Annotated in this window: 11 protein-coding genes and 1 rRNA gene (1 of these 12 running past the window's edge); 9 read left to right on the forward strand and 3 right to left on the reverse strand. The window is 44.1% G+C overall.

Features of this window, described 5'->3' with window-relative positions:
• The first annotated feature begins 48 nt into the window (after window positions 1-48).
• From ACRRSW_RS04975 to ACRRSW_RS04985, 3 genes are read left to right on the forward strand one after another with little or no spacing between them, the layout of a single operon-like run.
• The gene (locus ACRRSW_RS04975) at window positions 49-3,762 is read left to right on the forward strand and encodes a PilC/PilY family type IV pilus protein (protein WP_432461048.1); all 3,714 of its coding nucleotides are present in this window, start codon (window positions 49-51) and stop codon (window positions 3,760-3,762) included.
• Complete coding sequence (locus tag ACRRSW_RS04980) at window positions 3,763-4,194, forward strand: type IV pilin protein (RefSeq protein ID WP_432454292.1); 432 nt, start codon at window positions 3,763-3,765, stop codon at window positions 4,192-4,194. It abuts the gene before it with no gap.
• Window position 4,195: 1 nt separating this feature from the next.
• Window positions 4,196-4,507, forward strand: coding sequence for a hypothetical protein (locus ACRRSW_RS04985; protein WP_432461049.1), 312 nt, complete (start codon window positions 4,196-4,198; stop codon window positions 4,505-4,507).
• An 8-nt stretch (window positions 4,508-4,515) separates the two neighbouring features.
• Here the strand turns inward: ACRRSW_RS04985 and ACRRSW_RS04990 are convergent, their stop codons facing one another.
• Window positions 4,516-5,040, reverse strand: coding sequence for a GspH/FimT family pseudopilin (locus tag ACRRSW_RS04990; protein ID WP_432461050.1), 525 nt, complete (start codon window positions 5,038-5,040; stop codon window positions 4,516-4,518).
• A gap of 223 nt (window positions 5,041-5,263) precedes the next feature.
• Here ACRRSW_RS04990 and ACRRSW_RS04995 point away from each other — a divergent pair, with 223 nt between their 5' ends.
• Entirely contained in the window at window positions 5,264-5,602 is a 339-nt protein-coding gene (locus ACRRSW_RS04995) for a P-II family nitrogen regulator (RefSeq protein WP_220718788.1), read from the forward strand.
• A gap of 51 nt (window positions 5,603-5,653) precedes the next feature.
• On the opposite strand, the gene ACRRSW_RS05000 is transcribed toward ACRRSW_RS04995, so the two are convergent.
• A complete protein-coding gene (locus tag ACRRSW_RS05000) occupies window positions 5,654-6,388 on the reverse strand; it encodes an outer membrane protein assembly factor BamD (protein ID WP_432454288.1) in 735 nt (244 codons plus the stop codon).
• 253 nt (window positions 6,389-6,641) lie between these two features.
• Between ACRRSW_RS05000 and rluD the strand changes: the two genes are divergently transcribed.
• The 3 genes from rluD (at window position 6,642) to clpB (ending at window position 11,033) form a co-directional block, all read left to right on the forward strand.
• Complete coding sequence (gene rluD, locus ACRRSW_RS05005; RefSeq protein ID WP_432454286.1) at window positions 6,642-7,610, forward strand: 23S rRNA pseudouridine(1911/1915/1917) synthase RluD; 969 nt, start codon at window positions 6,642-6,644, stop codon at window positions 7,608-7,610.
• Between the two features lie 3 nt (window positions 7,611-7,613).
• The gene (gene pgeF, locus ACRRSW_RS05010; RefSeq protein ID WP_432454284.1) at window positions 7,614-8,345 is read left to right on the forward strand and encodes a peptidoglycan editing factor PgeF; all 732 of its coding nucleotides are present in this window, start codon (window positions 7,614-7,616) and stop codon (window positions 8,343-8,345) included.
• A 117-nt stretch (window positions 8,346-8,462) separates the two neighbouring features.
• Window positions 8,463-11,033, forward strand: a complete 2,571-nt coding sequence (gene clpB, locus ACRRSW_RS05015) for an ATP-dependent chaperone ClpB (RefSeq protein ID WP_432454283.1) — start codon at window positions 8,463-8,465, stop codon at window positions 11,031-11,033.
• A 24-nt stretch (window positions 11,034-11,057) separates the two neighbouring features.
• Here the strand turns inward: clpB and ACRRSW_RS05020 are convergent, their stop codons facing one another.
• The gene (locus tag ACRRSW_RS05020) at window positions 11,058-11,330 is read right to left on the reverse strand and encodes a hypothetical protein (protein WP_432454282.1); all 273 of its coding nucleotides are present in this window, start codon (window positions 11,328-11,330) and stop codon (window positions 11,058-11,060) included.
• Window positions 11,331-11,509: 179 nt separating this feature from the next.
• Between ACRRSW_RS05020 and pssA the strand changes: the two genes are divergently transcribed.
• Window positions 11,510-12,349, forward strand: a complete 840-nt coding sequence (gene pssA, locus ACRRSW_RS05025; protein ID WP_432454281.1) for a CDP-diacylglycerol--serine O-phosphatidyltransferase — start codon at window positions 11,510-11,512, stop codon at window positions 12,347-12,349.
• A gap of 472 nt (window positions 12,350-12,821) precedes the next feature.
• Window positions 12,822-12,864: ribosomal RNA gene (locus ACRRSW_RS05030) — 16S ribosomal RNA — on the forward strand; it runs 1,500 nt beyond the window's last position.

Below are 12,864 nucleotides of genomic sequence, written 5' to 3' on the forward strand. Positions count from 1 at the left end.
CGGCTTAAATATAAGTAGAGGCTGCTGACACATTTTAGGAGAGAGCGAATGAACGGGCGATTAAAAGCGGGACTATTTGCTTGCTTGTGTTCCGCAGCGGTGACGGTTCCGGTATGGGCAGACGATACTGAGTTATTTCTTTTTGATTTTAATAGCCTCAATTCTGCAGATCCTAAAGTTTTAATTATTTTTGATACTTCAGGCAGCATGGCATGGAATATTACGACCCGCCAAGGTTATAACCGCGATAGCCAAGGGAACGAGAGTTACCAAAATTACCCTATTGGAATCAGCTCGCAAAATAGTCTCGATAACGATTTTATTTATTTTACGGTTAATGGCGTCGATGGTTCTTATATTCCGGTTGGTGCCAATGATGATCGCCGCTTTATTTGGGATATAAATAACTGCGCCGCTTCTTATGAAGCATTAGCCAAAAATGGTGTTTTCACTGGGTATTTTCGAGAACACCGTATTCAAGGTGGTAGCGGTTCTTGGGACGATGTTCGGCTAAATAATGGCGCTAATTATACCGTATTGGATTGTATTGATGATTATGAATTAAGCAGCGACCCGAGTGATGGACGTTTACTCGATGCCAATGGAGACCCGCGCTCATTTACTGTAAAGCTCCAAGATGATGCCGGTAATTTTTATGACAAAGTGGTCTCTACCATTAATCCGGGTCAGTACCGGGAAAGCAATAACGCCTATGTTCCCGCTCCACAGGGCCACCCCATTAATGGAGCGGCGCGTAATACCGAAGATTTTTATACTTTAAATAAAGCAGATGCGGAGCGAACCACGAAAGATACCTTCGATGATGGTTACTTGATAACGTTGTATTCAGCTAATTATTTACGTTGGTACCACTATGCAGATTCGACAACGTCAAGACCTCGAATTGAGATAGCCCAAGAAGCAATGGAGAATGCCTTAGATACCATTAATGGGGTTAAGTTTGGATTGATGGTTTTTAATACTACCAATCATGGTGGTCGGATCATTCGTCGTATTCAAGCCTCCGATGATAATCAAGATTTAATCACGAGTATTGTTGAATTGGATGCAAATGGTGGAACCCCCTTGGTTGAAACCTTAATGGAGGCCAAACACTACTTTGCGGGGGAACCGGTGGTATATGGCTTGGAAGGTTCACGTCGAAGTCAAAGAGATACTGCTGCAGAGTCTTCTGGGAGCTATATCTCCCCCTATGATGTGGGCTGTGATGCTTCGATTAGCATTATTTATATTACCGATGGAACGCCGACCGTTGATGATGAAGAAAATGGTAATGTAACCGCCTTGCCAATTAATACCAATAACGTGCAAGGCTGCGATGAGAACGCAAGCACTGTCGCGGATTGTTCTTGGAAAGATCCGGTTGGCTTTGGCACCGGAAATGAAACCAGCTATTTACCGGTATTAGCCAAGTGGATGAACACCAACGATATCAACCCAGACTTAAGCGGTAGGCAGTATGCTAAAATTTCGACCATTGGTTTTGGTGAAGATGTTATTCAAGGCGGCTCAGCAATGCTTATTAAGACCGCTGAAAACGCTCAGGGACGTTTTTACCCCGCAGAGGATGGCGTTGAATTAGAATCAGCCTTTCGCCAAGCCTTGATTGGAATTTATGAAGAAAGCTCTTCCTTAGTCTCTCCGGCAGTAACCAGTAATAACTTTGACCGAACCCGCACCCTGGATCGGGTGTATTACGCGATGTTCAAACCCTCGTTAAGTCCGCGTTGGCGTGGCAATTTAAAAAAATTACAGCTCTCGTCGGCTGGTTATATGAGTGATCAGAACGGAAACCCTGCGATTGGTGCCGATGGTTCAATTATCGATGAAGCAAAGACTTATTGGTCCTCAGTTAAAGATGGCAATAATGTCGAATTAGGTGGTGTATCTGAAAGCCTTGTGAGCAATCAAGCTCGAGTGGTGTATTTTAATCAAAGTGACCGCGGCAATTTTGCTACTTTATCTTCGACTAACCTCACAACCAAAGCAGGCTCCGCTGCAAATTTGGCCAATCATTTGGGCGTGAATGAAGATGCGCTGACTGAGCAAGTAAATTGGATCCTTGGATTGGATGTTGATGATGATGATGGTGATAGCAATACCACCATTCGTAATGACTTGATGGGAGATCCGCTGCACTCTCGTCCGCTCGTGATTAATTATGGCTTGCGCTCTGGTGCAGCCAGTACCAGCGCCGACCCGAATGATATGGATATTCGTATTCTGGTTGGCACCAATGGTGGTGCCTTGCATATGTTTAAAGACTCGGGTGCGACGGTAGCGGAAAGCTGGGCATTTTTTCCTTATGAGCTGTTAGGTCGCCAGCTGGCATTACGTAATAACGTTGCAAGTTCCCAGCATATATACGCTATTGATGGTACCCCAAGCGTTTTTCTAAAGGATGTTGATAATGATGGTAAGTACAGCACTTCGGGAGATCAGGTGCTTGTATTTACCGGTTTACGTCGTGGGGGCGATGCCTATTATGGGATGGATTTAACCGATCCTGATTCACCTAAAATGCTTTGGAGGCTGAATAGTTCTTCAGCTGGTTTGTCGGAGTTAAGTCAAACTTGGTCACAACCGTCAGTCGGTTATGTGCCAGGACATAGCAACCCAGTGGTTATTTTTGGCGGTGGTTATGATGTGAATCAAGATTCGATGAATCCAGTGAGTGACAGCAAAGGAAGAGCGATATTCATCGTTGATGCAATGACTGGTGAACGTGTTTGGAGTTTAACAAATACTGGCGATAGCCGTTTAACACATAGTATTCCAAGTAAGATAGCGACTTTGGATAGTGATGGAGATGGCAAGATTGACCGTCTATATTTTGGCGATATGGGGGGGCGGGTATGGCGAGTCGACTTATACTCAGAGGATCAAAGTAAATGGGAAATGACAGCCTTAGCGAGCATCAGCGATAGCACAACCGTGACCGAAAGACGTAAATTCTTTACTGAGCCAGTCATTGTTCGAACCTATCTTAAAAAACTGACTCAAATCACCACTGGTGAAGGTGCAGAGCAAGTAACCATCACCGACTCACAGCAAATTCCCTACGATGCGGTGTTGATTGGCTCAGGAGACCGGACTAAACCCGTGACCGATAAAGACCCCAATGGTGTGAATAACAAATTTTATATGTTTCGAGATTATAATGTCCAATCGACAGATTTCACTACAGTTTCAGAAAAGCCCACCGCAATTACTTCTGATGAGCTATACAATATTACCAGTGATCCTATCGGTAGTTTAAGTGATGAAGCGGCGATTGAAAATCAGTTGCTCGCTTTGGGCTCTGCCAAAGGTTGGGTTTATGATTTACTCGATGATGGTGAAAAGTCTTTAGGGAGTGCTTTAGTACTTGGAGGAGAAGTTTACTTCACATCCTTTATTCCGGAAACGACAAATTCGGCCACCTGCACCATTCCTACAATTGGTAAAGGCCGAACTTACGCGGTGAGTATGCATATTGGTACTAACGTGAATAACCAGCGATATTATGATGTGGCAAATAAAGTCCCCGATGACTTGATTATTCATTCTGGTGAAGATGAGCAAGGAGAGTCGGTGATTCGCGTATTTGGCGGAGATCCGGGTGAAGACTTGGTGTTTGATGACCAAAATGATGAGCAAGAGCATACCTGTGAAGAGGATGGTGCTTGTAAGGAGGGGTCTCGTCAGGCAAATGTCGATATGAGTCCAAAACAAATTTACTTTTATTTTAATGAGGACTAGATGAGCAGAGCGATGCGAGGGGTCACTTTAATTGAACTGATGATTGCGGTTGCGATTGTGGCTATATTAGCGGCGGTGGCTTACCCTGCTTATACTTCCTTTGTGGCTGAGTCGCGGCGCAATGAGGCGAAGAAAGAACTCAGTACTTTGGCCGTTTTGCAGGAGCAGTATTACGCAGATAATGCGAGTTACGCCAGTAGCTTAGCTGCATTGGGGCTGACTGCTGCTGGAGTTACGACTTATAACTCTGAGAGTGCATATTACACGATAAGCTTAACCGCTTCGGCTGCGGCAAGCACTTATACTGTCAAAGCGACCGCCATAGGTTCTCAGTTGAACGCTGACAGTGATTGTCGAAGCTTTACGATTAATGAGCAAGGGGCTAAAGCCGCAGTGAATGCCTCGGGAAGCTCTAATCCAGAATGTTGGTAGGATGATGAATAGACTATTATGGTTGTTGTTAGTATTGATGTTGCCTATTTCGGTGAGCTCTGCTCAGACGGTAAAGTGTTATATGCAGGGGGAAAAAGGCATTGACCAGGTGATTATTGCCAGTCCCGGTAAACAAAAATCGAAGCCGCAGCCTTCTATGGGGGATATTCGAGCAGATTTGTATCAGCGTTATGTGAATGACCGTAAAACCATAAAAAGGCTGGGTCACTTGCGTACTTTCGAATGTGTTGATTTTAACGATAAATTCAGTTCAGAGCAGGCCAATCGCGCCTTTACAGAATTAAACTATTAAGCTCATCGCTAGATGGGACAACTGGTTTTTTCGCTGTCAGTGATAAAGCGAATATTGCCACCTAAAGAAACTTTTACACCTTCAATATAGTGATTGTTATCAGAGCAAAAATAGAGGCTTGCTGAGCTACCATGGCCGAGGACTAAACCGTCACTACCAAAATGTATAGCATTTACAGAACCATAAAAGTTTATTTTGCCAGCTTGGTTATAGGGGGCCGCTGCTTGTAGTATTTGTTCGTTAGCATCGAGTTTTCCATTGTTGTTATTGTCAGCAAAAATCGTTAAACCGTTATTGACGGTGCCTCCGCAGTCACTGTCGTTGGACTGTAATGCACAAATTACCACCCGTTGATTTAAGTTGATTGCCTGCGCTCTGGCAAAGCGGACTTCGCGCATTAAGCGATTAACCGTGGCATCAGCAGACATCGATTGGAATAAATTCGATAAGTTAGGGACTCCGACCCCCAAAAGAATGACCGCAATAGCGACAGTGACCATTAGTTCTAAGAGAGTAAAACCTAGCTGTTTCATTGTGATACTCAATATTGGACTCTATTTAAGCTTATACCTTTTTCTTGAACTTACCGTTTTAATCATTCAATCAAGTGCTGATATGCTTGACACAATGATAAGCAGCAAGTCATTTTGTTAAACTTTTCAAGGTGAAGGTGGTGATAGAAACATTGTTAGTTGCTTAAGCTTGGCTTAAAGTAAAGAGCATAGTTAATAAAATGATGAACATAAGGAAGTACAAATGAAGCAAGTAACAGCCATTATCAAACCATTTAAGATGGATGATGTACGCGAAGCCTTAGCTGAAATTGGTATTACTGGTATGACGGTGACAGAAGTGAAGGGCTTTGGTCGTCAAAAAGGTCACACTGAACTATACCGTGGTGCAGAATACAAAGTGGACTTTTTACCCAAAATGAAGCTAGAGCTAGTGGTGCAAAAAGATGATTTAGAGCGTTGTATTGAAGCGATTGTTCAGACTGCTCAAACGGGAAAAATTGGCGACGGCAAAATTTTTGTGCGTGATGTAGACCGTGTGATCCGTATTCGTACTGGTGAAGAAAACGAAGACGCTATTTGATTTCATAAAAAAGCGAGCTCCATGAGCTCGCTTTTTTAAATGTGTTATTGATTAGTTCGCTTGAATTATTTTTTGAGTCTGCTCGGCCATTTCTTCTACGCCCAAAGCTTTGTAACCTTTTTCCATGACGACCAAAGCTTCTCTAGCGGAGGGGGTATCTGGAAAGTTTTCTACAACATAGCGAGCGCGATTTATCGCCCCAATATAGGCTTCTCGTTTAATATAGTAATTTGCCACAGAAATCTCATTCCGAGCGAGGTTATCTTTTAGGTAAACCATTCGCTGCTGAGCATCTGTGGCATAACCGCTGTGAGGATAACGAGTGATTAGAGTATTAAAATCACTGAAGGCTTGACGAGAAAAACTTGGATCGCGGTCGTAGCGATCAATTCCGACCAAACTTTGAAATAAATTATGGTCAGCCGCCATATTAATTAAGCCACGCATATAGTAGACGTAATCTAGAGAGCTATGAGTGGGGTGATTGCGAATGAAGCGATCAGTGCTTGCTAAGGCCATGGCCGTATCGTTGCGTTTATAATATACATAGATTAAATCGAGTTGAACCTGACTAGAATATGGCCCAAATGGATAACGGGTATCTAGTGCTTCAAGGCTATCCGTGGCATCACTAAAAGAACCATTATTAATCGCAGTCTGCGCATCGGCATACAGCTCTGATGCTGGCTTATCAGGGATTTTAGGTTTCTCTTTGGTGTTCGAAGAGCAAGCGCCTAATATAAGGCCAAGTAGTATGATTGAAATTGTTTGCTGATAAATGCGCATAATTTGGCTAAAAGTCATCTTGGTAATAAATGTGATAGTAGAAAAGTAACACGGGCCACAATGGACACGGTAAGTGTTAAACCAATCACCTCAAATAATGGGCAAACAGTATCCTCTATGCTACTTAAACCGTCAATCATCGAGTGAGATATATGATAGGAAGATGATCCGGTAAACAATTTTCTTCTATGCTTTAGCCTGAGAATGATTACAATAGCCGGTTTTGGCCTTCCTGTCAGAGGTAATACCTAAGATGAGTCAACAATTAGAGTTGCGTGCAATCGTCGACCAAGAACTTGCTGGGGCCCGCCTAGACCAAGCTTTAGCGGCCTTATTTCCCGATTATTCTCGTTCTCGGATAAAAGAATGGATATTGGGGGAGTGTGTTCGTTTGGATGGCGAACTTAAGGTGAAACCGAGGGAAAAGGTTGTTGGTGGAGAAGAGATTATCTTAAACACCGTATTAGAAGATGTAGTTGAAGCGCAAGCAGAAGACATCGAACTGGACATCGTTTACGAAGATGATGACATCTTGGTAATCAATAAACCTATTAATATGGTGGTTCATCCAGGTGCTGGTAATCCTAGTGGCACGATCCTGAATGCCTTATTATATCGCTATCCAGCGATTGCCGAAGTGGCTCGAGCAGGGATTGTTCACCGTCTTGATAAGGATACTTCCGGCTTAATGGTGGTGGCTAAGACGGTTCCCGCTCAAACGCATTTGGTGGAAGCTTTACAAGAGCGCCGTGTGACCCGTGAATATGAAGCGATTGTTACCGGCACCATGACTGCTGGTGGTCTAGTGGATGAACCTATTGGTCGCCATCCAAATAAGCGAACTCATATGGCAGTGGTTCAATCGGGAAAGCCCGCGGTGACTCATTATCGTGTTGCCGAAAAGTTTCGTCAGCATACCCGTATTCGTTTGCGTTTAGAAACTGGGAGAACCCACCAAATTCGGGTTCACATGGCGCATATTGGTCACGCCTTGTTGGGCGATCAAACCTATGGCCGTTTACGTTTACCAAAAGGGGCGAGTGAGGAATTAGTCACCGTAATGCGTGCATTTAAACGCCAAGCTCTACACGCAGTGATGTTACGTCTAGAACATCCCATCACCGGTGAAATGATGGAATGGCATGCACCGGTCCCTCAGGATATTTTAGATATCGCAGAGGCTTTACGTGACGACCACAAACTTAATCCAGATTTAGGTTAGGTTTTGCCAAGTCACCTTGTTGAATGGCCTTGTCCGCCAAATGTTCGAGCCATATTTAGTGACCGTCTTGGTGGCGTGAGTCAAGCGCCCTTTGACTCCTTTAATTTAGGGGATCATGTTGGCGATGCTCGGAGAGCGGTTCAGCAAAATCGTGTCGCTTTTCAGGCTGAGATGCCAGACCAGGTCTGCTGGCTAAAGCAGATCCATAGTACTCAAGTGGTTGATGCGAGTTTGAGTGGCAGTCAAATGGCAGAGGCTGACGCCAGTGTTAGCGACCAACCGGGGGCAGTTTGTGTGGTGATGACCGCAGATTGCTTGCCGATCCTATTATGTGACAAACAAGGTCGAGTGGTGGCTGCGGTTCATGCTGGTTGGCGTGGTTTAGCCAATGGGATCATTGAAAATACCATCGCTAAGATGAAAGTTGCCCCGAAGCAAGTGATGGCATGGATGGGCCCAGCGATTGGCCCAAGTGCCTTTGAAGTGGGTGAAGAGGTCAAACAAGCGTTTGTCGATAGTCACTCAGAGGCATATTTAGCTTTTACTCCAAGCAATAAAGCCAATAAGTATTTTGCTGATATCTTTATGTTGGCCGAGCAACGTCTTACCCAAGCGGGGCTTACCGCAGTCTATTCTGAGCGGTGCTGCACTTATCGTTCAGCACAGCAGTTTTACTCATATCGTCGTGAGGGATTAACTGGCAGAATGGCCGCTGCGATCTGGTTGGAAGAATAACTGGAAACAGTTCACAAAGTTTACCTTTAGCTTGAAAATTAAACATTATTGAGCTTGAAAATTGGCCGTTCAACACCAACATAATAGGTAATAAACTATTTCATGTGGAGGTGTTAGATGCGCCTAGATCGATTCACAAGTAAGTTTCAATTAGCCATCTCTGATGCGCAGTCACTGGCATTGGGTAGAGATCATCAATTCATTGAACCTGTGCATTTAATGTCTGCGATGTTAAATCAAGATGCAGCTTCATTACGTCCATTGTTGGCGGAAGCTGGTATTGAAGGCAGCGCATTACGCTCTCAATTATCGCAGGCCTTAGAGCAACTCCCTCGAGTAGAAGGTACTGGCGGAGATGTTCAACTTTCTAACCAACTGGTGGTTTTGCTTAATCTTTGTGACAAGTTAGCGCAAAAGCGCAAAGATAAGTTTATTTCTTCAGAAATCTTCTTCCTAGCCGTCACCGAGGATAAAGGCAAACTCGGCGATATTATGCGTGGCTTAGGTGCTAATAAAGACAATATTAATAAAGCAATCGAAAAGCTACGTGGGGGTCAGAAAGTCGATGATCCGAATGCTGAAGATCAGCGTCAAGCATTAGAGAAATATACGATTGATCTAACCGAGCGCGCCGAGCAAGGTAAGCTTGATCCAGTGATTGGTCGTGATGATGAAATTCGTCGAACGATTCAAGTGCTGCAACGCCGGACTAAAAATAACCCGGTGTTAATTGGCGAACCTGGTGTTGGTAAAACAGCTATCGCAGAAGGTCTCGCGCAACGCATTATTAACCATGAAGTGCCTGAGGGCTTAAAAAATAAGCGGGTTTTATCCTTAGATATGGGCTCATTGGTGGCGGGGGCCAAATATCGAGGCGAGTTTGAAGAGCGCTTAAAAGCGGTACTCAATGAGTTGTCGCAAGAAGAAGGTCAGGTGATCTTATTTATCGACGAGCTACACACCATGGTCGGAGCGGGTAAAGGCGATGGCGCAATGGATGCAGGCAATATGCTTAAACCAGCTCTTGCTCGGGGAGAGTTACACTGTGTTGGCGCCACAACTTTAAATGAATACCGACAATATATTGAAAAAGATGCTGCTTTAGAACGGCGTTTTCAAAAAGTATTGGTGGAAGAACCTAGCGTAGAAGACACCATTGCGATACTACGCGGGCTAAAAGAGCGTTATGAATTGCACCACTCTGTAGAAATTACCGATCCGGCGATTGTGGCGGCGGCAAATTTGTCAAATCGCTATATTTCCGATCGACAATTACCGGATAAGGCTATTGATCTGATCGATGAGGCAGCATCAAGTATCCGTTTGCAAATTGACTCCAAGCCTGAAGCGCTCGATAAATTGGAACGAAAAATTATTCAGCTGAAACTAGAAAGCCAGGCTTTGCAGAAAGAATCAGATAGCGCCAGTCAAAAACGCTTAATGTTGTTAGATGAAGAGCTGACCGATAAAGAACTGCAATTTAAAGAGCTTGATGAAGTATGGAAAGCCGAAAAAGCCGCGTTATCTGGCACTCAACACATTAAGTCTGATTTGGAGCAAGCTCGTTTAGATATGGACGTAGCACGCCGAGCTGGTGATCTGAATCGGATGTCTGAATTGCAATATGGACGAATTCCTGAGTTGGAGCGACAGCTAGATTTGGCGTCTCAGGCGGAAATGCAAGACATGAGTTTACTGCGCAATAAAGTAACCGATGCCGAAATTGCCGATGTGCTCTCGCGTTGGACGGGAATACCAGTAAACCGGATGCTCGAAGGCGAGCGTGAGAAACTGTTGCGCATGGAGCAAGGGTTACATACCCGAGTGATCGGCCAAAGCGAAGCTGTGGTGGCAGTATCAAACGCTATTCGGCGCAGCCGAGCAGGTTTGTCTGATCCAAACCGCCCCATTGGATCGTTTCTATTTTTAGGGCCCACAGGGGTTGGTAAAACTGAGTTATGTAAAGCGCTTGCTGAATTTATGTTTAATACCGAAGACTCAATGGTCCGCATAGACATGTCTGAGTTTATGGAAAAACATTCGGTTGCGCGTTTAGTCGGTGCACCTCCCGGTTATGTGGGTTATGAAGAAGGTGGTTATTTAACCGAGGCGGTGAGGCGACGTCCGTACTCGGTGATATTACTAGATGAAGTTGAAAAGGCCCATCCAGATGTATTCAATATCTTACTGCAAGTGCTTGATGATGGGCGGCTAACCGATGGACAAGGGCGTACCGTCGATTTTCGTAATTCAGTCATCATCATGACCTCTAATCTTGGTTCCGATATTATTCAAGAGCGTCATGGCCAAATGACTCATGAGGAAATTAAAGTGGCACTCATGGAGGTTTTATCGCAGCAATTTAGACCTGAATTTATTAACCGTATTGATGAAACCGTCGTGTTTCATCCTTTAGAAGCTGCTCAGATCCGGGAAATCGCGCGAATTCAAGTCCAGCGGCTGGTGCCTCGTTTGGAAGAGCAGGGCTATAAGTTTGAGTTTAGTGATGCGGTGTTGGATAATCTTTGTCAAGCTGGCTTTGATCCGGTTTATGGTGCTCGCCCGCTAAAACGAGCGATTCAACAACGCTTAGAGAACCCGTTAGCCCAAGCGCTTCTCGCAGGTCAGCTTGAACCGGGGAAAACCATTGTGATTGAGTTTGTCGATGGACAACTTCGTTTTGGCTAACCGAAGTTCGCAATCAGCAAGCATCTAACTTTTTGGGTGAAGTGCTTGCTTTAATTGCTGCTTCTCTTTTTGTTTAAGTGTGAAATAGTTTTGAGTTTGTTTGGCATCGAGTAACTTTTGAATCTCGATGTCTTTTTGTTTTACTAAGTTTCGCATGGCTTTCCACATTTGTTTACGGTCACCGTCGAAACTAAAAAGTTCTTCCATTAAACGGTCATAAAGTTGTTCTAAGTGAGCAAACTGTTCAACCTGTTCATTATCCAATTGTAATTGCTCGGTCAATCTACCTATATTCATTGCGATACTACCAAGTTTATGCGCTCGCGATATTTAACGAAACGTAATACAGCGGTCAGAGTGTATTAGTCTTAATATATAGCTCATCGCTGCTTATTTGTCAGTGCAGCGCTATTAACAACTAAGGTGATATGCTATTTTTAGCCCACGTTTTTTAGGCAGTTTTATAGAGTAACTAAATGACAGAGCATAAAGTGGGAGAGGGAGCGAGACAAAAAGGTATCTTTTTACTCCCGAATTTATTTACTACCGCGGGTCTTTTTTCTGGATTTTATGCGGTTGTTGCGTCCATGAATGGTCAATTTGAAGCCGCTGCGATTGCTATTTTTGTGGCGATGATCTTTGACGGTGTTGATGGTCGTGTCGCTCGGTTAACCAATACCGAAAGTGCTTTTGGTGCCGAATATGATTCCATGGCGGATATGGTGTCTTTTGGTATCGCACCTGCGTTGGTTGCCTACAATTGGGCATTACATGACTTAGGTAAAATTGGCTGGTTAGCTGCATTCGTTTACACCGTTGGTGCAGCTTTACGTTTGGCGCGCTTTAATACTCAGGTTGGAATTGCCGATAAACGGTTTTTTCAAGGTTTAGCTAGTCCCGCTGCTGCGGCGGTTGTAGCCGGAATGGTGTGGTTTGCCCAAGATATAGATCTCTCCAGAAATAGTGCCGATATTGTGGCTTGTGTTGTGACGGTTATCAGCGGTTTGTTGATGGTCACTAATTTTAAATATCATAGTTTTAAGGGGATTGACCTTAAGGGGCGTGTGCCATTTTTTGCTGTGTTACTGGTGGTATTAGTATTTATTATTGTCGCGGTTAAACCTGCACTCGTATTGTTTACCTTGTTTGCGGCTTATGCCATTTCGGGCCCGATTTACACGATTCGTACAGTGAATAAGCTTAAGATTGAACATGTCGTCGGTGATGAGGAAGATCTTGACTCTAATCATAGCCACACAGAATCAGATTTGAACTCCGTTGAAAAAACATCTACTGAGACTAAAGATGTAAAGTGAGTAATCGTAAGGTATATTCATCAAAAGGCGCTTAATTAAGCGCCTTTTTGTGTGTTTGTTGTACGTTTTTAGATGTATCTACGGAAAAGTCGATAAAGTTTGAAATAATGGTTGCTTTCCTACATTGCTTCCCTATAATGCGACTCCACTGACACGGCGGGCAGCACGCAATAGCGCAGCAGCAAGCGGTCAGGGTTGGTAAGGCCTGAGGCTTTATCAGCGACGGTTAAACGCTTCAAACTTTCCTTAGAAAAGTTCTTTGGAAAAGATTGAAAAAAGCGGTTGACAGTCACCGAGGATGGCGTAGAATGCGCACCTCGCTTCGCAAGAAGCAACGCTCTTTAACAATTTATCAAGCAATCTGTGTGAGCACTCGCAGAGCACTAAGCGAAAAAAATTAGCTTAAGTGGACTGGAGTGACACACTGTTTTAACAGTAATAATTTCAGTATTTACTTTGAGCGAAAGAACTTTGATTGAAGAGTTTGATCATGGCTCAGATTGAACGCTGGCGGC

Source organism: Agarivorans sp. QJM3NY_25, from assembly GCF_050870875.2.
Lineage (GTDB): Bacteria > Pseudomonadota > Gammaproteobacteria > Enterobacterales > Celerinatantimonadaceae > Agarivorans.